This is a genomic window from Comamonas sp. B21-038 (genome assembly GCF_022387135.1).
Classification (GTDB): domain Bacteria; phylum Pseudomonadota; class Gammaproteobacteria; order Burkholderiales; family Burkholderiaceae_C; genus Comamonas; species Comamonas sediminis.
In genome coordinates this window covers 3,178,304-3,197,085 of record NZ_CP092462.1, presented here as the reverse complement: position 1 = coordinate 3,197,085, position 18,782 = coordinate 3,178,304, and the positions used below count along the sequence as shown (strand labels likewise).

At 66.6% G+C, this 18,782-nt stretch carries 17 protein-coding genes; 12 read left to right on the top strand and 5 right to left on the bottom strand.

The window, feature by feature from the left end; genetic code table 11:
• Positions 1-121 precede the first annotated feature (121 nt).
• From MJ205_RS14715 to MJ205_RS14695, 5 genes are all read left to right on the top strand, one after another.
• Positions 122-463, top strand: coding sequence for a hypothetical protein (locus MJ205_RS14715; protein ID WP_239809151.1), 342 nt, complete (start codon positions 122-124; stop codon positions 461-463).
• A 45-nt stretch (positions 464-508) separates the two neighbouring features.
• Entirely contained in the window at positions 509-1,984 is a 1,476-nt protein-coding gene (locus MJ205_RS14710; protein ID WP_256460936.1) for an aldehyde dehydrogenase family protein, read from the top strand.
• A gap of 387 nt (positions 1,985-2,371) precedes the next feature.
• Positions 2,372-2,902, top strand: coding sequence for a GNAT family N-acetyltransferase (locus tag MJ205_RS14705; RefSeq protein ID WP_021025922.1), 531 nt, complete (start codon positions 2,372-2,374; stop codon positions 2,900-2,902).
• A 140-nt stretch (positions 2,903-3,042) separates the two neighbouring features.
• On the top strand, positions 3,043-4,263 hold the full coding sequence (locus MJ205_RS14700) for a methyltransferase (protein ID WP_239809149.1): 1,221 nt from the start codon (positions 3,043-3,045) through the stop codon (positions 4,261-4,263).
• 56 nt (positions 4,264-4,319) lie between these two features.
• Positions 4,320-5,315, top strand: a complete 996-nt coding sequence (locus MJ205_RS14695) for a tRNA dihydrouridine synthase (protein WP_239809148.1) — start codon at positions 4,320-4,322, stop codon at positions 5,313-5,315.
• Here the strand turns inward: MJ205_RS14695 and MJ205_RS14690 are convergent.
• The gene (locus tag MJ205_RS14690) at positions 5,312-7,144 is read right to left on the bottom strand and encodes a phospholipase D-like domain-containing protein (RefSeq protein ID WP_239809147.1); all 1,833 of its coding nucleotides are present in this window, start codon (positions 7,142-7,144) and stop codon (positions 5,312-5,314) included. The genes MJ205_RS14695 and MJ205_RS14690 overlap by 4 nt on opposite strands.
• A 250-nt stretch (positions 7,145-7,394) precedes the next feature.
• On the opposite strand from MJ205_RS14690, the gene MJ205_RS14685 reads away from it, so the two are divergent.
• On the top strand, positions 7,395-7,646 hold the full coding sequence (locus tag MJ205_RS14685) for a hypothetical protein (RefSeq protein WP_239809146.1): 252 nt from the start codon (positions 7,395-7,397) through the stop codon (positions 7,644-7,646).
• A gap of 129 nt (positions 7,647-7,775) precedes the next feature.
• On the opposite strand, the gene ribD is transcribed toward MJ205_RS14685, so the two are convergent.
• Positions 7,776-8,900 (bottom strand): bifunctional diaminohydroxyphosphoribosylaminopyrimidine deaminase/5-amino-6-(5-phosphoribosylamino)uracil reductase RibD, encoded by a 1,125-nt coding sequence (ribD, locus tag MJ205_RS14680; RefSeq protein WP_239809145.1) that lies wholly within the window; start codon positions 8,898-8,900, stop codon positions 7,776-7,778.
• Positions 8,901-9,081: 181 nt separating this feature from the next.
• On the opposite strand from ribD, the gene MJ205_RS14675 reads away from it, so the two are divergent.
• From MJ205_RS14675 to MJ205_RS14650, 6 genes are read left to right on the top strand one after another with little or no spacing between them, the layout of a single operon-like run.
• Positions 9,082-9,660: a GspH/FimT family pseudopilin gene (locus MJ205_RS14675; protein WP_239809144.1), complete on the top strand. Its 579-nt coding sequence runs from the start codon at positions 9,082-9,084 to the stop codon at positions 9,658-9,660.
• A gap of 20 nt (positions 9,661-9,680) precedes the next feature.
• Positions 9,681-10,367 carry a type IV pilus modification protein PilV gene (gene pilV / locus MJ205_RS14670; RefSeq protein WP_239809143.1) on the top strand — a complete coding sequence of 229 codons (687 nt, stop codon included), beginning with the start codon at positions 9,681-9,683 and terminating at the stop codon, positions 10,365-10,367.
• A 1-nt stretch (position 10,368) separates the two neighbouring features.
• The gene (locus tag MJ205_RS14665) at positions 10,369-11,268 is read left to right on the top strand and encodes a PilW family protein (protein WP_239809142.1); all 900 of its coding nucleotides are present in this window, start codon (positions 10,369-10,371) and stop codon (positions 11,266-11,268) included.
• The gene (locus MJ205_RS14660; RefSeq protein WP_239809141.1) at positions 11,265-12,056 is read left to right on the top strand and encodes a pilus assembly PilX family protein; all 792 of its coding nucleotides are present in this window, start codon (positions 11,265-11,267) and stop codon (positions 12,054-12,056) included. Before MJ205_RS14665 ends, MJ205_RS14660 begins: the two co-directional genes overlap by 4 nt.
• A gap of 9 nt (positions 12,057-12,065) precedes the next feature.
• A complete protein-coding gene (locus MJ205_RS14655) occupies positions 12,066-15,695 on the top strand; it encodes a pilus assembly protein (RefSeq protein WP_239809140.1) in 3,630 nt (1,209 codons plus the stop codon).
• 11 nt (positions 15,696-15,706) lie between these two features.
• Entirely contained in the window at positions 15,707-16,135 is a 429-nt protein-coding gene (locus tag MJ205_RS14650) for a type IV pilin protein (protein ID WP_239809139.1), read from the top strand.
• Between the two features lie 40 nt (positions 16,136-16,175).
• On the opposite strand, the gene MJ205_RS14645 is transcribed toward MJ205_RS14650, so the two are convergent.
• The 3 genes from MJ205_RS14645 to MJ205_RS14635 are packed head-to-tail and all read right to left on the bottom strand — an operon-like array spanning position 16,176 to position 18,745.
• On the bottom strand, positions 16,176-16,601 hold the full coding sequence (locus tag MJ205_RS14645) for an RNA-binding S4 domain-containing protein (protein ID WP_239809138.1): 426 nt from the start codon (positions 16,599-16,601) through the stop codon (positions 16,176-16,178).
• Complete coding sequence (locus MJ205_RS14640) at positions 16,588-18,057, bottom strand: sensor histidine kinase (protein ID WP_239809137.1); 1,470 nt, start codon at positions 18,055-18,057, stop codon at positions 16,588-16,590. Before MJ205_RS14640 ends, MJ205_RS14645 begins: the two co-directional genes overlap by 14 nt.
• Positions 18,047-18,745 (bottom strand): response regulator transcription factor, encoded by a 699-nt coding sequence (locus MJ205_RS14635; RefSeq protein WP_239809136.1) that lies wholly within the window; start codon positions 18,743-18,745, stop codon positions 18,047-18,049. The genes MJ205_RS14640 and MJ205_RS14635 overlap by 11 nt, the downstream gene beginning before the upstream one ends.
• Between the last annotated feature and the right edge of the window lie 37 nt (positions 18,746-18,782).

Genomic DNA, 18,782 nt, shown 5'->3' with positions numbered 1-18,782 from the left:
TGCATGGCCCAGCATCTTTACGCTGCGATATGCTTGTTGACAGTGCGGCGGGCTTGAAAAAGCCCGGCATCGGCATAACATGGATAGCATGCGCTGTCATACGGCGATGAAAGGAAGTGCGTTGAACGAGTTGTTGGCAACTGTGGTGAGCTGGACTTTGCGAATTGCGATGGTGCTGGCGGGTCTGGTGTTTTTTGCCAGTCTGATGGTGGTGGCCGCAATCGCCGCCATGCTGTGGGCCGTGCGCCTGCTGTGGGCCAAGGTCACCGGCAAGCCTGTGGTGCCGTTCGCGTTCAAGATGAACCCCGCCTCGGGCTGGACCACGGTCTACCGCAGCACGGCGCGCTGGTCGGCCAACAAGGGGGCGCGCGCCGCTGAGCCCGCTGCCAGCCCTGCGGGCATGCGCGCTTCCGTGATCGATGTCACGGATGTGGAGCCCCGCGAAATCCGTTCACAGCACTGACAGACCCGATGCAGGCGTTGGCCTGCTGGTGTGCAAAGCCCGGTTGTGCCTGATGCAGACCGGGTTTTTTTATGGGGCCAAGCTATGGATGTGAGCGAGTTGCACAGCCGTTTTGAGGCCATGCGTGCGGCCAGCCGCGCGCAGGCCGATACGCCGCTGCTGCTGCGGCGCGAGCGCTTGCTGCGCCTGCAAAAGCTGTTGCAGGACAACGAAGCGAGGCTGTGCGCCAGTGTGCAGGCCGATTTTGGCCAGCGCTCGGCCCGGGTGACCACTTTGACGGAGCTGCTGCCGCTGCACAGCCAGTTGCGGCAGGCACTGGGCGCACTGCGGCGCTGGGCAGCGCCCCGGCCCGAGGCCACGCCCTGGCATTTCTGGCCCGCGCGCGCCTGGGTGCAGGCCATGCCGCTGGGGGTTGTGGGGGTGATTGCCCCTTGGAACTACCCGTTGCTGCTGTCGTTGGGCCCGCTGGTGAGCGCGCTGGCCGCCGGCAACCGCGTAATCCTCAAGCCCAGCGAGTACACCCCGGAGACCATGCACCTGCTCGCCGAGCTGGTGCCCAGCTATTTTGCCGATGACGAGGTGGCCTTGCTCGCCGGGGACGCCGGGGCCTCCGCCGAGCTGGCTGCGTTGCCGCTGGACCACCTGCTGTTTACCGGCTCGGCCGCTACCGGCCGCAAGGTGGCGCTGGCCGCCGCCAACCAGCTGGTGCCCACGACCTTGGAGTTGGGCGGCAAATCGCCCTGCCTGCTGGAGCAAAGCTGCGATATCCAGGATGCGGCGCGCAAGATTGCCCATGCCAAGCTGCTCAATGCCGGCCAGACCTGCATTGCGCCAGATTATGTGTTGCTGCCGCGCGGCAGCGCTGCCGCCTTTGTCGAGGCCTATGCCCAGGCGGTGCAGCACATGTACCCGCAGCAGCAAGGCAATCCCGATTACACCTCGGTCATCCATGCCGCCCATGCGAGCCGCTTGTTGGGCATGCTGGCCCAAGCCGAGCAGGCGGGTGCCCAGGTGATCCGGCTCGAAAGTGGCGGGGCAGAGGTCTCCCAAAGCCGCATCGGCGATGGCATCAGCCGCCAGCTGGTGCCGTCACTGGTGCTGGGCGTCAGCGCGCAGATGCAGCTGATGCAGGAGGAGATCTTTGGGCCGGTGCTGCCGGTGCTGCAGTACGACGACCGCGAGGAAGCAGTGGCCGCGATCAACCAGGGCGAGATACCGCTGGCGCTGTACTGGTTTGGCCAGGACCGCCGCCAGGGCCGGGAGGTGGCCCAGCGCGTGCGCGCCGCTGGCATGTGCATGAACGACTGCCTGCTGCAGTTTGCCCATGGCGGGCTGCCGTTTGGCGGATGGGGCAGGAGCGGTTGGGGTGCACTGCATGGCTACCATGGATTCATGCGCTTTTCGCATGCCAAACCTGTCTTGCGTCAAGGCGGCTGGTCGGCTGCTGCCTGGCTGTACCCGCCTTATGGCAGGCGCTTTGATCTGCTGGTGCGTTGGCTGAGCCGTAGCTTTATGCGCTAAGCCCTTGATGGATATGGGGTGTTGAGGTTCGGGTAAACGCCTAGCGCAAATGCAGCCATTTGCAAACCCCTGCACAAATTGACCTACAAGCGGGTTGTGGGGCTACCCAAATGATGTCAGGAGTGAGACAATGGCGGGCTTTCGCGCACCATATCTCTGCAGCGCGCTGTTCACGCGCTGACTCTTCCATATGCCCTTAAAAAAGCCCTCAGCAGTGCCTTGTTGCCTGCTGATGCTGCGTGAGCCATGGTGTGTTGCAGGTGGGAGGATGTTGAGCCTCAGGGTGCTCCATCCCCACTTGACACCCGGCCGGGCGTGATGGTCGCAGTGTACGACGAGATATGCGTGCTTTTTGGTTAATTCATTGATTTTTGTTTTCGGTTATCCATGTCTGAAACTATCCAGGTTCGTCCCGCAACTCTCCGTGATGCCAAAGCCATTGCCCAAATCCATGCCGCCGCTTCGGTGGAGAGCTATCGCGGCGTTTTGCCCGATGACCAGCTGAAGTCCATCTCTTCCGTTGAAAAGCGCCAGGCTTACTGGCGCGAAGCCATCGAATACTGCGAGCCACAGGTGCAAGTGGCCGTTGAAAACGACAAGATCGTCGGTTTCATCGGTTTTGACCGTTCGCGCGATGCCAAGACCCGTCCCACCACCGGTGAGATCTGGGCGATCTATGCAGCCCCCACCCACTGGGACCAGGGTGTGGGCGTGGCGCTGTGGGATGCGGCGCGTGATGGCCTGTCCGAAGAAGGCTGCACCTCGGTGACCGCCTGGGTGCCGCTGCGCAACGAGCGCGCGCTGCGTTTCCATGAGTCTGCCGGTTTCAAGCGCGAGATGTCGACCGCCAAGACGGCGACCGTCGGTGCCATCAAGATCGAAGAAGTGCGCATGCAGCGCTCGTTGATGAACCGCTGATCCTTGCTGGCCAGGCATGCACCGGCGCTGCGTTGGCAGGGCGGTGATGCCTCGCTCTCAAGAGGCCGTCCTGGACGGCCTCTTTGTTTTTTCCCCCTTGGCAGCCGGCACCGCGCTGGTCTGCCCCAGAAAGCATTTGTATGACCACTGCCCAGCCAGAGAGTTTTCCCACCATCCACTGGGAGGAAGGCGGCGAGTCCCGCAGCGCGCGCTGGCGCAGCGAGCGGGGCGCTGCCGCTGCCACCCGCGTGGTGCTGGCCGATGACACCCTGCCCGCCGATGTGGCCTACCGCATGGCCTGCGAAGGCACGGGGCTGTTGTGGCGCGGTGACTTTCAAAATGCGCGCATGCTGCTGCAGTCGCTGACGCGCCGGCTGGACAAGACCGGTGAGCGCAAGGCCAAGAAAAAGCCTGCCGCCCCTGCCGTGGCTGGCATGCCCACGCCGCAGCTGGCATTGCCCTTCCACCAGCAGCGCCAGTTGCAGGCGCAGCGCGCCCGCGTGCTGTCGATGGTGCTGATCGAGCTGGATCCGCAGTACACCATCCACCTGCGCCGAGCGCCACTGGTGCAGGCCGCCTGCGTTGATGCCTGGGGCGCGCCTGAGGGCGATGTGGCCCAGGTGGTGTCCTTGCGCGAACTGCAGGCGCTGGTGGGCGCCCATGAATGGCGCAAGAAGGGGGTGGAAATCCCCGCGCTGGCCAAGCTGGCGCCCAAGGCCTATGACCGCATCCATCCGCACTACGGCGTCTTCTCGCCGGTGCGGGGCGAGTATGTCGACCTGATTGCCCAGGCGCCGCTGCCGACCGCACTGGCCAAGCAGTCGCTGGCCTATGACATCGGCACCGGGACCGGCGTGATCGCTGCCGTGCTGGCGCGCCGTGGCATCCAGAAAGTGCTGGCCACCGATACCGATCCGCGTGCACTGGCCTGCGCCAAGGAGAACCTGGAACGCCTGGGGGTGGACACGCGTGTGGAGCTGGCGCAGACCGATCTGTTCCCCGAAGGCAAGGCGGCTCTCGTGGTCTGCAACCCGCCTTGGGTGCCTGCCAAGCCCAGCGCGCCGGTCGAGCGTGCGGTCTATGACGAAGGCAGCCGCATGCTGCGTGGCTTTCTGGCAGGCGTGTCGGCACACCTGGTGCCGGGGGGCGAGGCCTGGCTGATCCTGTCCGATTTTGCCGAGCACCTGGGCCTGCGCAGCCGCGAGGAGCTGCTCACCTGGATCTCCCAAGCCGGCTTGCAAGTGGTGGGCAAAAACCATATCCGCCCCCGCCACCCCAAGGCCCAGGATGCCGCCAACCCGCTGCACCAGGCCCGTGCGGCCGAGATGACCACGCTGTGGCGCCTGCAGGTGGCCTGGTGATCCGCCGGATGATGCCAGTGGCCCCATCCTTGGGCGCTTGCTGAACGGGGCCAGCCATGCGCTTGTTGCTTGCGCCCATGGAGGGCCTGCTCGATTTCGTGCTGCGCGACGTGCTCACCAGCATTGGCGGTGCCGACCGCTGCGTCTCGGAGTTCATCCGCATTACCGGCAGCTTGCTGCCTGACAAGGTCTACCTGCGCACGATGCCGGAGTTGCACAACGGCAGCCGTACTGCTGCGGGCACACCGGTGCGCGCCCAGCTGCTGGGCAGTGATGCCGCCAGCATGGCGGCCAATGCCGTGCAGCTGGCGGCGCTGTCGCCCGAGGGCATTGACCTGAATTTTGGCTGTCCGGCCAAGGTGGTCAACCGCCATGGTGGCGGTGCCGCGTTGCTGCAAGACCCGGCCGCCATCCATGCGGTGGTCAGCGCCGTGCGCGGGGCCGTGCCTGCGGCCATGCCGGTCTCGGCCAAGATGCGCCTGGGCTTCAACGACCGGGCGCTGATGCTGGACTGCGCCTTGGCGATGCAGGAGGCGGGTGCCTGCGAACTGGTCGTGCATGGCCGCACCAAGCTCGATGGCTACCGCCCGCCTGCCTACTGGGACCAGATTGCGCGGATCCGCGAGGCCGTGCGCATCCCCGTCATCGCCAATGGCGAGATCTGGACCGTGGAGGACGCGTTGCGCTGCCAGGCCGAATCCGGTTGCCAGGACCTGATGCTGGGCCGTGGCATTGTGGCTGACCCGGGCCTGGCCTGGCGCATCCGCAAAGCGGTTGCCGAGCGTGATGGCCAGCCGCTGCCCGCCGGTCTGCGCGATGTGCAGTGGCCGGACCTGCTGCCCGCCTTGCTGCGCTTTTGGCACCTGGTCTGCGAGGACCTGGAGCCGCGCCAGCGCGCCGGCCGCTTGAAGCAATGGCTGAATCTGATGCGCCGGGCCTTTCCCGAAGCCGAGGCTGCCTACCAGCATGTGCGGGTGATGACGGACCAGGCGGCGATCACCGTCTGGCTGAACGGCTTGCAGCAGCACGCCTCGACGGGCGTGGCTGCTTAGAGCAAGGAATCAGGCGTGAAGGGGCTGATGATCTTGAGCATCAGCCGCAGCGGCAGGCTGGCATCCGGCTCGGTGGTCTGGTCCTTCAGGCGGCTGTTTTGCGGTGCCTGCCATACCAGGTCGCCATCTTTCAGCACCACATGCCAGGCGGCGCTTTCCAGCCCTTTTTCAATCATGTCTGCCGCCTGGGCAGACAGCTTGCGGCTGCGCACCAGCACCGCGATCTCGGTGTTCTGCAACTTCGAGCGCTGGTCCAGGTTCATCGATCCGACGACCAGCAGTTGGCCATCGAGGACCAGCACCTTGCTGTGCAGCATGACGCGGCGCCCTTCGCGGAAGCTGTTCTGCCCGCTGCCCAGACCAAAGGCGGCGCGCAGGTCACTCTCGTCGCTGACCAGTTCATACAGCTCGACACCATCACGCAGCAGGTTTTCGCGGTGGCGGGCATAGCCGATGTGCGCAATCGGCGCGTCGTTGGAGGACAGCGAGTTGGTCAGAATGCGCACCCGCACGCCGCGCTGCACGGCATCCTTGAAGGCCTGGCGCATCGTTTCACCGGGCACGAAGTAGGGTGAGACGATCAGCAAATCCTTTTTGGCATAGCCCAGCAACTGCACCAGGCCATCCACCACCGAGTCTGCACTGGGGCTGTGGCCGGGGTTGCGGGTTTCGGCCAGCACGCGCAGTTGTGCCAGGCGCTTGTTCTCCAGCACGCCCGGTGCGGCGCTCAGCGGGTTGGTCTGGCCATCGGAATCGACTGACGGTATCTTGCTGGGGGCGTCCGCCATCACCACCGAGTGGGCCCAGACCAGCGGAACACTGCGCAGGTCCATCGGCTGCATATCCCAGGCACGTTCACGCTGCTCTTCGGAGATGGCGCCGCCCGGGCGCGGTTCGCCATCCGGCGGGGAAGGCAGTGCGCCGCCGGTCGCCGCGCGCGCTGCCGGCGTCGAAGGGCTGTCGGCTGCATCGTTGTCGCCGCCTTTGCTGGGCCGGGCCAACAAGGTCTTCTGCATGTCCTCCAGCTCCTGCTTGCTGATGAGCGACTGCACCGGGTAGGCGCGCTCATTGTTCCAGTAGGTGTCGAAACTGCTGGACAGGTCCTGTACCGCCTGTCCCACGACGAGGACATCGGTGTCGAGGAAATTGGAGCTTTCGTCGTTGTCGAAATAGGCATCGCCGAGATTGCGCCCGCCCATGATGCCCATCGTGTTGTCGGCAAGGAACAGCTTGTTGTGCATGCGCTGCTGCGCGCGCTGGAAATCGGTGGCCGCATTCCACATGCGGCTGATCGGCGAGTCGCGGTCGCCGGGCAGCGGATTGAACATGCGCATCTCGATATTGGGCTCGAAGGCCAGCCGCATCACCTGGGCGTTGCGCCCGGTGCCGTGGAAGTCATCGAGCAGCACGCGCACGCGCACGCCCCGGCGCGCTGCGTTCACCACCCCTTCGAGCAAACGCGCGGTGCTGGCGTCGGCGTGGATCGCGTAGTACTGGACATCCAGCGTGTACTTGGCGCCTTGCACCAAGGCCAGCCGCGCGCCGTAGGCCGCTTGCGCACCGGCCAGAATCTCAAAACCCGAGGCGCCAGCGCCTGCCTTGCTTTCCGCCTTCTGGCGCTGCTGGCTGATCTGCACCAGCGGGCTGCTGGCCGCCGGGGGCTGGGCTGATGACGCGGGCCGATCCACCTGGGCCGGCAGCTTGCTGGCGCATGCGCTGAGCAAAAAGCTGGTGCACACCCATACCAGCCCGGACCGCAGCTTGCGCCATGATGAACTCGGGACAGAACTTGACGGGGACAGGGTGGAGGTCGGCAGAGCTATCGGCATGGCAGCAGGGTTCAATCAGTGGGCTGGCGCTATTGTGCGTGAGCGGCGGCCATTGCGGGTGCCGCCGCTGTGCTTTGGCGGCGCTGTCGTACAGCGGCAGGCGGCTGGGGCGTCGTGGCGCCGCAACGTGCTGGTACCGGTGCGTGGATCCCCAGCAGGGTTTGTGCCCAGGTGGTTTCTGCAAGCATCTCGCTAGGATTGCAGAAAACATCCGAGATCTTATTTGCAATAGCCAAGAGGAGGGCTGCTGATGCACCGATCACTGCGTTTTTACACCATCGCCCTGGTGCTGGCGGCCATCGCGATGCCACCCGCCCCTGCCTGGGCAGCGCGCCACAACAAGACCGAGGCAACGCAGGCGCCCAAGAAGCCGGCCAAAGTCAAGGTCAAGCGCCAGCGCAGCAGCAGTGCAGAAACCCCGGCCGAGCGCGACCGCCGCCTGCTGCGCGAATGCAAGGGGCTGCCCAATGCGGGCGCCTGCCTTGGCTACGCCAGCCGCTGACACCACCCGCTGACACCAGCCGTGGCAGGTCGCTACCAAGCCTGGTCGCACGCCTGGACGGCCTGGCGTTTGGCAAGCGCCAACCTTCGGTTTGCCGGGCCGAGTCAGCGGCGCTGCAGCAGGCCTGACTCAGAACGCCCCATGGCCCTGTACACGGGCCAGCACGCGCCAGTCGGCGCCCAAGGGCTCGATGGAGCGGATATCCAAGGCCGGCGCCTGGTCCAGCTGCTGCAGTGCCATACCGGCAAACGCGGGCAGTCCCTGGCCGACCAGCTTGGGCGCCAGGTAGAACAGGCATTCATCGACCAGGCCCGCCTGCAGCAGCGCGCCATTCAGGATGCCACCCGCTTCCACATGCAGTTCGTTGACTTCACGCTTACCCAGGTCTTGCATCAAGGCCGCCAGGTCGATGCGGGCGTTGGAATCTGCTGAGGCTTGACCCGGCAGTCGCACGATGGTCGCGCCAGCAGCCTCCAGTGCGGCCTGGCGGGCGCTGTCGTCGCTGCGGGTGTAGATCAGCACCTCGCGTTGCGCCGCAAAGATGCGGCCCTGCGCAGGCGTGCGCAACTGGCTGTCGAGCACCACCAGCCGGGGCTGGCGCGGGGTGTCCACATAGCGCACATCCAGCGCCGGGTCATCGGCCAGCACGGTGCCGACGCCGGTCAGGATCGCGCAAGCCCTGGCCCGCCAATGGTGGCCATCGGCCCGGGCGGCCTCGCCGGTAATCCACTGGCTGCTGCCATTGGGCAATGCGGTGGCACCGTCGAGCGACATCGCCGCCTTGAGCCGCACCCAGGGTTGCCTGCGCACCATGCGGCTGAAAAAGCCAATGTTCAGCTCGCGCGAGGCCTCCCCGCCGTCTTGCGGCGCACACACCACCACCTCGACCCCGGCAGCCCGCAAACGGGCAAAGCCATTGCCGGCGACCAGCGGGTTCGGGTCCGTGATGGCACCTACGACCTTGGCGATACCGGCTGCAGCCAGCGCTTCACAGCAAGGGCCCGTGCGGCCATGGTGGGCACAGGGCTCCAACGTGACATAGGCGGTGGCACCCACGGTGCTGTGGCCCCGGGCAGCGGCATCGCGCAAGGCCATGATTTCTGCATGGGGCCCACCGGCACGCTGGGTGTGGCCCTGGCCGATGACCTGGCCATCGGCAGCCACCAGCACGCAACCGACGCGGGGATTGGGGGAGGTAATGAACAGGGCGCTGGCAGCCAGGTCCAGCGCGGTTTGCATCGATTGATCAGTCATGGAGCTTTGTCGCAATAGGGGCCATACCTAGACGCGTGGCAGTCAACGGCAGGCCGGCTTGGCGATTATCGGCGCAAGACCGCGCCAGCGCTGCATGGCCTGATTTTCAACGCGAGCGAATTTAATTTTTCAATGGAAAGAGGGCTTTACGCGGTGGCATGAAATATAAATAATCAAAACCATGAATTCAATAGTTTTCATTAATTTATGGAGATATCGATGTTTGCGCAGGCATCGGGGGCTGACCGCTGTTGAGCTGATGGTCGTCATCAGCCTGTTGGCGATTATCGCGGGGCTGGCCGCGCCCAGTTTCAGCGGCCTGCTGCAGCGCTGGCGCGTGCAGCAGTCTCTGGAGGCCCTGCATTCGGCGATCCATCTTGCGCGCTCCGAGGCGGTCAAACGCAGTGGGCGGATCGCGTTGCAGCGCATCGCCGCCAGCGCGCACTGCCAGGCGCGCGCACGAACCAACGATTGGAGCTGTGGCTGGCAGGTCTGTGCGCATGAACTCGGCCAGCAGCAATGTGCGCCGGATGCCCTGGTCCTTCAGCGTTATGAGGTGCCGCCAGGTCTGCAGGTGCAGCGCAGCAGCTTGGGGGAGGGCATCCGGTTTGACCGCTGGGGCATGCCGGTGGCGGGTTTCAGCTTTTCGCTGCTCCCCCAGGGCAAAGGCCTGCAGGATGCCGCTGCCAAAGGGCTGTGCACCAGCCGAGGCGGCCGCGTGCGGGTTGCCGACAGGCCGCCCTGTCCTGTACGGGGCTGAAAGGGCGCCTGCCTATGTTCATGCCATCCCATCCCCAAGCCTCCTTCTCGCGCGGCATCAGCTTGCTGGAGTCGATGGTGGCCATCGTGGTACTGGTCCTCGGGGTGTTGGCGATGCTGGGGATGCAGTTGCGCACGCTTGCAGATACGCAGACCAGTACCCGGCGCGTGCAGGCCCTCCGCTTGATCGAAGACCTGGGTGAACGCATACGTGCCAACCCCCATGCCTGGGACCAGCTGGACCGCTACGTCAGCGACTGGCAGGACGCGGCGGCGGCGCCTCCGGCCTCTGCATGCAGCGCCCGGCCCTGCAGCGCTGCGGAGCTGGCGGACCACGAACTGGCGCAGTGGCGGCTGCAGGTGGCACGCAGCCTGCCGCTGGGGCAGTCCCGGATTTTTCTGGCACCGGGCGAAAACCAGGCCGCCAACCGGCGCCAACTGGGCGTGATGATCCGCTGGGCCGAGAGCTCGCATGCCATGCCGGGCTCGCCCGACCCCGCGCCGTACCGCAACCAGGTCGATAGTACCCGAAGTGTCGGCGAAGGAGCCCGCGCCGACGCGGTAGCGGAACGCGGCGGCGAGGTGGTCTGCCAGGATGACGATGGTGATCTGCGCTACACCTGCCATTTGCAGTACCTGGCCCTGAACGCACGCTGTGCGGTGGAGCGCATGGGCAGCAACGTGCACTACCACTGCGGGGGGATTTGATATGCCGCGCCACATCCGTCCGGCCGGGGCCTTTGCGCTGACTTCCGCGCCGTGCCGCTTAACGGAGAGCAGGCAGCAAGGCTTCAGTCTGGTCGAGCTGATGGTGGGCATGGCGCTGGGCTTGCTGGTGATCGCCGCTGCCAGCATGGCCATGCTGGCTTCCCGCAGCCTGTCGCTGACCGTCAGCGATGCCAGCCACTTGCAGCAGCAGGCCAGCTATGCGTTGCGCATCATCGGGCTGCAACTGCGCCAGGCGGGCGGTTTGTACCTCAACCTGAACCTGCCCGCCGGCGCCGGTGCATCGGTCAGCGCCGCGCTGGCGCCAGCGGCTTTCGAGACCACGGCACCAGCCTCAGGCAGCGCCCGTGGCTATGCCCCTCGAATGGATGCGCTGCGCGGCAGCCATAACAGCCTGGTGACCGGCTACCGGCGCTACAAGGAGCCGGTCTTTGCCCAGCCCGGCCTGGCTGCGCAAGCGCGCAACTGCCTGGGCGGGCCGGTGGATGCCAGTGCCGATCAGCGCCTGGAATCGCACTTCAGGCTGCGCGGCCATGTGCTGCGTTGTGGCGGCAACGATACCGCTGCGTCGCCCCAGCCGCTGGTCGACAACGTAGCGGCCTTTGAGCTGCGCTATTTGCGCATGCAGGCAGCGGGCACGGCGCAGCCGCAGCTCCAGTATGTGAATGCGCAGCAGGCGGGCCGCGACTGGTCGGAGGTGGTGGCGGTGGAAGTGTGCCTGGTGCTCTTTGGCAGCCGGCCCACCTCGTTGCCGGCAGGCAGCGGTTATACCGGTTGCGATGGCGAATGGGTGGCCGTCGCCGATCTGCCGGGGCCGCGCAAACAGCGGATGCACCGCGTCTTTCGCAACCTGTTCCAGTTGCGCAGCCAGGGCAGCCTATGAGACGCCCTCACCACCTTCATCCTGGCAGCCTTGCGCAGCACGCACGGGGTGCCGCGTTGCTGACAGTGCTGGTCTTCAGCATGCTGTCGATGCTGCTGGCCTTATGGGCGGCGCGGACCGCCTGGTATGGCGAACTGGTGGTCGGCAACGATGCCGATTACCAGCGGGCCTTTGAAGCTGCAGAAGCCTTGCTGTTGGACGCCGAACTCGATATTCGCGGAGAGCGGGCCGATGGCCGGCCTTGCGCCTATGGCGGCCTGCCTCATGGCGCGGCAGCCAGTGTGTGCCGCAGCGGGGGCACCACCAAGGTACCGATGGAGAACGCCGACCTGCCTGCCTTCTTGGCAACACTCAGTGCCCAGCCGCAACGCTGCATCGATGCGCTCTGTGCCAAGCGCGTCGGGCGCCAGGATATCTGGAATGCGCCTGCCGCAGGTACGCCGGCCCGGCAAGCCGGCGAGCAGGATTTGTTTGCGCTGATACGCGCTGGCACGGGCGCACGCTATGGCCAGTACACCGGCGCGCAGCTGGGCGATGCAGACCGGCCGGCCCATCCCATTCTGGCTGAGCGGGGTGACGCACAGGCCGGTGGCTGGTACTGGATCGAGGTCATCCCCTATATCGACAGCCAACCCGGTTTGATCAGCAATGCGCCTGCGCAGCAGCTCGAACTGGTGGGCCTGTCTCCGCATGTGGTCTACCGCATCACCGCCGCCGCCTTTGGCCGCAAGCCGGACAGCTTGGTGGTACTGGAGCAAAGCTACGCCCGGCCCCGGCGCAAAGACTGAGAGGCAGCTATGAATGGCAAGCACACCGGCAGGGTTTCACGCCGCAACTCCACCAGCGCTCGGAGCCTGGCACTGGCGTGGGCGGCTCTGGTACCGGCTGCGGCCGCGTCATTGGAGCTGGCCACCGAGCCTGCCGGTGGCGCCAGCGCCGTCGTGGCACCGAATGTCATTGTCTCCGTCGATGACTCGGCCGCGATGCAGCGCCGCATGGGCAGCACCGAGCCCGGTCTGGCCAGCATCACCGCCCCCGGTGGCGAGGGCATCTGGGACACGCGCGCGCAGCGCATCGCCGTGCTGCGCCATGCGCTCAAGGACGTATTGGGCGATCACCAGCAACTGCCCGATGGCGCGATACGCCTGGCCTGGCAGGCGATGTGGAACCATGGCGCAGCGCCCGGTGGCGGGCCGGCGGGCATGGTGCACGGCCAGCGCCGCCGGTCTGGCGCCAGCTCGGTCAACAGCCCGCGTCTGGCCAGCAACGGCATGCAGGCGCTGCAAGGCCGGCATCGCCAGCATGCTCTGGCCTTTGCCGACTCGCTCCGTACCGGCCACAGCAGCGACCTGCACCACCTGTTCGGCCAGGCCGATGCGTACCTGCGCAGGCCGCTGAGCCCGCAAGGCCCCTGGTCCAGCCAACCGGGCGCTGGCACTGCTGCCAGCAGTAGCTACCTCGGCTGCCGCCGCAACTACCACATTGTGCTGGCCGGCAGCCGCTGGGATGGCCCGGCCACCGGCGGCGCGCAAGACGACCACAGCCGCGCAAAAGTCCTGCCCGATGGCCAGGTCTATGGCGGTGGCAGTGCCGCGCAAAGGGCCGCCACCCGGCTTTACAGCGATGCGGTGCCCAGCACCTTGGCGGACTGGGCTTTCCACAGCTGGGCCGACCCTTTGCAGCGCGCAGGCCTGAGCGGCAGCCTGTTGCCTGAAGCCGGTTACCGCCATGCGCCGCGCAGCGAGCGTTTTGCCGATGGCCTTGGCCCGCCTGCCGAGCTGGAACGCTACTGGAACCCCCGCTACAACCCCGCCAGCTGGCCCCATATGCAGACCTATACGGTTGGCATTGGACGGGAGGCCAGCACCTGGCCCGGCGCGCCCCACATCCTGGCACCTGCGCAGCACATGCCATTGGGCTATGACGGCAGCTTTGCAGCGCTGGCCAAAGGGGAGGCCGTCTGGCCCGATATGCATGCGCAAGGCGAGGGCGTGCGCGCGCTGGATCTGTGGCATGCGGCCCTCAATGGGCGAGGGCGATTTTATGCAGCAACCGAGGCGCCCGACGTGGCAGCAGCGCTGCGCCGAATCTTCGCAGAGATACAGGCCCAGAACACGGGCGGCGCGCAGCGCGCCGCGGCTGCCAGCACAGGCGCTGCCAGCGCCAGCCAGGCCATTGCGCAGGATGCCCTGTTGTTCACGGCCAGCTACGACCCGGGCCGTGCCTGGGCTGGCGCCATTCAGGCCCAGGCGATGGCCAGCGATGGCCGCTTGCAGCCGGCACCCGGCTGGGGCGGGCAGACAACGGCTGACAAGCTCGATGCGATTGCCTGGCAGCAGCGCCTGGTGCTGACTTGGGGCGATGTGCAGCAGCGCGGCGTGCCTTTTCGCTGGGCTGCGGATGACCGCTACTTGAGTGCGGCGCACAAGCTGGCCCTGCAAGGTCACGCCGATGGCGAGCAGGGCCAGGCCAGCGGCGAGCAGCGGCTGAACTACCTGCGGGGCGAGCGCCGGCATGAGGCCCAGCACGGCGGCCGCCTGCGCAACCGGCATTCGCGCCAAGGCGATATCGTGCATTCGCAGATCTGGTACCTGGGCAAGCCTTCTGCGCGCCATACCGACGCGGGCTATCTCGACTTTGTGCTGCGCCACCAGCACCGCTTGCCGATGCTCTATGTCGGTGGCAATGACGGCATGCTGCACGGCTTCTCGGCCCGCAGCGGCGAAGAAAAGATCGCCTATGTGCCCCGGGGCGTGATCCCCGGTCTGCGTGCTTTGACCAGCCCAGGCTACGATGGCCAGCACCGCTATTGGGTCGATGGCTCGCCATTGGCTGGCGATGCCAACCTGGGCAGCACCAGCAGTCCGCGCTGGCGCACTTTGCTGGCAGGCACCTTGGGTGCGGGAGGCAAGGGCTACTTTGTGCTCGATGTCACCGAGCCCGAGACCGGGTTTGCCGAGGCGCAAGCCGCCGGTCTGGTGCTGATGGACCGCAGCTGGCATGCGACGGAATCCGCACCGCGCTGCGATGCGGAGACGGGCGCGGCATCGCAGGCTTGCACACAGCTGGCCGAGGCCTTTGCCGATATCGGCCATATCACTGCCAGCCCCTCCCGCGACGACATCGACCCGCAGCGCACGACGCAAATCGCCCCGCTCAACAACGGCCGCTGGGCGCTGGTGCTGGGCAATGGCTACAACAGCACCAACGGCAGGCCGGTGCTGCTGATCCAGTACCTCGACGGCGCGCAAGAGCTGCTGCGTTTGGTGGCGACCGGGGCCACCACGGCGCAGGCCTGCAGGCAGCAGGCCGCGCCGCAGGCGGCGTGCCGCTTTGTGCAAGACAACGGCCTGTCCGCGCCCAGGCTGGTCGATATCAATGGCGATGGCCGGCCCGATGTGGTCTACGCCGGTGACAACCAGGGCAATCTCTGGAAGTTTCTGATCAGCGCCGACAACGATGCTGCCTGGGGTGTGGCGCAGTGGGGCGCGCTGGCGGCAACGACCAGCAACCAGGGCACAGCGGGCGTACCGCTCTACCAGGCCCGGGGCGGCACGCGCAGCGCGCCCGGGCAGCGCAGCCGGCCCCAGCCCATCAGCACGGCGCCCCTGGTGCGCAGCAACGACCGCCTGCGCACGCTGCAGCAGGCGGGCGGCCAGCGCCAGGTGCCCGTCGGCGGCTTGATGGTGGCCTTTGGCACCGGCCGCAATGCCAGCCGCCAGGACCCGCAGGATGACAGTGTGCAAAGCCTCTATGCCGTGCTCGATACCAGCCGCTACAAGAGGGTGGGGGCGCACGGTGAGCGGGTCGAGGTCTGCGCCTCGGCCGCCGATGCGCAATGCCAGTCGGCACTGGGCAGCGATGCCGATCTGCCCAGCCCGGTGGCGCCAAGCCAGCTGCTGCAGCGGCGCATCCATCCCAACCCCGTCAATGCCCGCAGCAGCGACCGCCGCCAGTTCTGGGCGATGGACGAAAGCGAAGGCGCCGATGCGCTGGATTGGAACCAGCACCGAGGCTGGTACCTTGATCTGCCCGAAGCAGGCGAGCGCCTGCTGCAGCCCTTGGGTTTTTACAGCGGCAGCAACCTGCTGGCAGTGATCAGCGAGGTGCCCGCGCATGCCCGCGATCGCGACCCTGGCCCGGAGCGTTGCGAGCCGGTGGAAGGCACTGCCGCACGCCAGTATTTCAGCCTGGTCAATGCCATCGATGGCTCGCGGCCGCGCTTGCAGCTGCTGGATGCCGATGGCGATGGGGTGTTTGATGCGCAGTCCGACGGCCGGGCATCGCGCATGTCGCTGGGCGCCGGCCCGCATGCGATGCTGCGCGTGCGCGATGATGAGGGGCAGCAGCGCATCCGCCTTGACGGCGAATCGCTGCGTGATCTGCCCGAAGTGCCGATCCGGCCCACCTGGCGCCAGGCGCGATGAAAAGGGCCGGCATGCAGATTCGGTCCTCCCCGGCCAACGCGGGCTTGACCCTGGTGGAGCTGATGGTTGTCGTGGCCATCATCGGCATCCTGAGCGCGGTGGCCTTGCCCAACTACAGCGAATATGTGCGCCGGGGGCACCGCACCGACGCACGAACGGGTCTATTCCAGGCTGCGCAATGGCTGGAGCGCGCTGCCACTGCCAATGGTGTCTATCCACTGGAGCTGCCCGCCGCGCTGACCTGGCAGGACCTGCCGGACAAGCGCTACACCATTGGTTTTGCCGAAGGCAACAGCGCTGCCCGTTATACGCTGGTGGCAACTCGTAAACCGGGAGCGCAGCAGCGGGACCGCTGTGGCAACTACACGCTTTCGCACAATGGCCACCAGGGCAATCTGCAGCTCGCACAGGGCAGCAGCACGGCGGAGTGCTGGCGCTGACGGGCGGGGGCGGACGTCCGCCCGGCGGCATGCGCAAGGCTTACTGTGCGCTCCAGCGGTCGTTCCAGCTGCGCAGCTCCTGCATGTCGCGCCGGTCTTTCTTCGTGGGGCGGCCGGCCTGCAGGCTGTTGGCAGGCTCGGGCGCCAGGCGGCGCTGCTCGCTGAGCACTTCGCGCTGGCGGATGCTGTCGGCAGTCTCCTCGTACATCTGCTGGGCTACCGGGGCGGGGCCGCGCGTAGCGGCCATGCCCAGCACGGCGACGGTGCGCGGTGTCTGCGCCTGCAGCAGCTCGACCGTGTCCTGCGCGCGCACTTCCTTGGAGGGTTTGGCGACGGTGCCATTGACCTTCACATGGCCCTTGTGGATGGCCTCGACCGCAATGGCGCGGGTCTTGTAAAAGCGGGCGCACCACAGCCATTTGTCGATGCGCATCGTGGGTGTCTGGTCGGTCTCAGTGTGGGCCATCTTCGGCAGGTGGTTGGACATTCGGTTTGAACTCTACTACAGCATCAAAACCTTGGATATGGCCATGGTGCAGGCGGTTGTGCAACGACAGGCGCGCGCCCAGCGCCGTCACAATGGAGTGGCAGATCGCCAAGCCCAGGCCCGAGCCGTCGCGCAGGTTGCCGGTGACAAAGGGCTCGGTCAGCCGCGCCTGCATCTCCGCGCTGACCCCGGGGCCCCAGTCGCTGATGCGCAAGCTGGCAGCCGGGCCTTGCTGCGTCAGCTGCAGCAGCAGCGGCGCATCGGGTGGCGAGTGCTGGATGGCATTGTGCAAAAGGTTGCGCACCAGCTCGCGCAGCATCCAGGGGTGGGCGGCCAGCAGCACTTCATCGCTTTGCAGCTCGAACTGCAGGTTCTTGTCGGCCAGCAGCGGAGACAGCTCAATTACCATGTCCCGCACGATGGCCGTCAGGTCGACGGTCTGGGTATGTTCGGACTGGTGCAGCTGCTCGACCTTGGCGAGCGACAGCATCTGGTTGGCGAGCAAGGTGGCGCGGTCCACGGTGGCGGCGATCTCGCTGAGCGCCTGCTCGGGCTCCACATCGCCGCGCTGGGCCGACTGCACCTGCACCTTCAGCACCGCCAGCGGCGTGCGCAGCTGGTGCGAGGCATCACGCACAAAGCGCTTCTGGTGCTGCACCAGGTGCGACAGCCGCGCCATCACCCGGTTGGTGGCATCGACCAGGGGCAGCACTTCCGAAGGGGTGGCGGCCGGGGTTTTGAGTGGCTGCAATGCATGGTCGCTGCGCGCATTGAGCTGGTCGCTCAGCTGCAGAATCGGCAAGGTGGCGCGCCGCACCACCACCACCACGACAACGGCAATGCAGCCAAACAGCAAGGCCTGCTGCACCAGGGTGCCCCAGAGCATGTCGCGGGCCAGCGATTCGCGGATCTCCAGGGTCTCTGCCACCTGGATCAAGGCCATGCCCCGGCCCGTGGCGCTGGCCACCGGCTGCAGCAGCGCGGCCATGCGCACCGGCATGCCCCGAAACTCGGCATTGTAGAAATCAACGAGCGCGGCGTAGGGTGGCTGCTGGGCGATGCGCCCGCGCCAGATCGGCAGCTCGGCAAAGCCGCCAATCAGCTCCCCGCTCATGTTGGAGACGCGGTAGAACAGCCGCGACTGGTTGTCGGCCTCGAAGGCCTCCAGCGCCGAATAGGGCACGGCCGAATCGACAATCGCCAGGTCGTCGTAACCGGCGACAGTCAGTTGCTCGCCAATCACCTTGGCCGATGCCAGCAGGCTGCGGTCGTAAGCGGTGTTGATGGCCTGCAGCGACTGCCGGTAGAGGCTGCTGGTGTTGTAGATGATGAACACCACAACGGGCAGCAAGATGCCCAGCAGCAGGTTGCGGCGCAGCGAGCGTATGCGCGGCGGCTGGGACCGGCCCGGGGCCTTGCTGCTGTCAGGCGCCATCGGCGGCACCGGGCTTGAGCAGGTAGCCCAGGCCGCGCAGGGTCATCAGCTGCATGTTTGTCGGCGCCAGCTTTTTGCGCAGGCGGTAGGCCACTACCTCGACCGCCTCCAGCTGCACATCGGTCTCGCCCGCAAAGACGGCGCTGAACAAACGCTCCTTGGTCACCGCCTGGCCCATGGGCTGGCTCAGCACGCGCAGAAAAGCCACCTCGCGCGGCGTCAGTTCAAACAGCTTGCCACGCCAGTAAAACGATTCGGACGCCTTGTCATAGCGCAGCGCCATGCCGGGGGGTGCCACAGCCGGTGCTGCGGGCTCGGCCACCAAGGGTTGCGCGCGCCGCACCAGCGCGCGGATGCGCGCTTCCAGCTCGTCCAGGTCAAAGGGCTTGGCCAGGTAGTCATCGGCGCCCGAGTTCAGGCCCAGAATGCGGTCGCCGACGGTGCCACGCGCAGTCAGGATCAGGGTGGGGGCGGCCAGGCCTTCGCTGCGCGCCTGGGCAATGATCTCCAGCCCGTCCATCGTCGGCAGGCTCAGGTCCAGCACCACCACGTCGGGCGCGAGCTTGCGCCAGGCTGGCAGCGCCGCACCGCCATCGGTGATGGGCGTGACCTCCATGCCCCGCCGGCGCAAGGTGCGCTGCAAGGTGGTCTGCATCGTGGGGTCGTCTTCGATCAGCAAGAGGTGCATGGCGGGAGTGTGCACCAATTCCTCGGTGCCTCCAGAC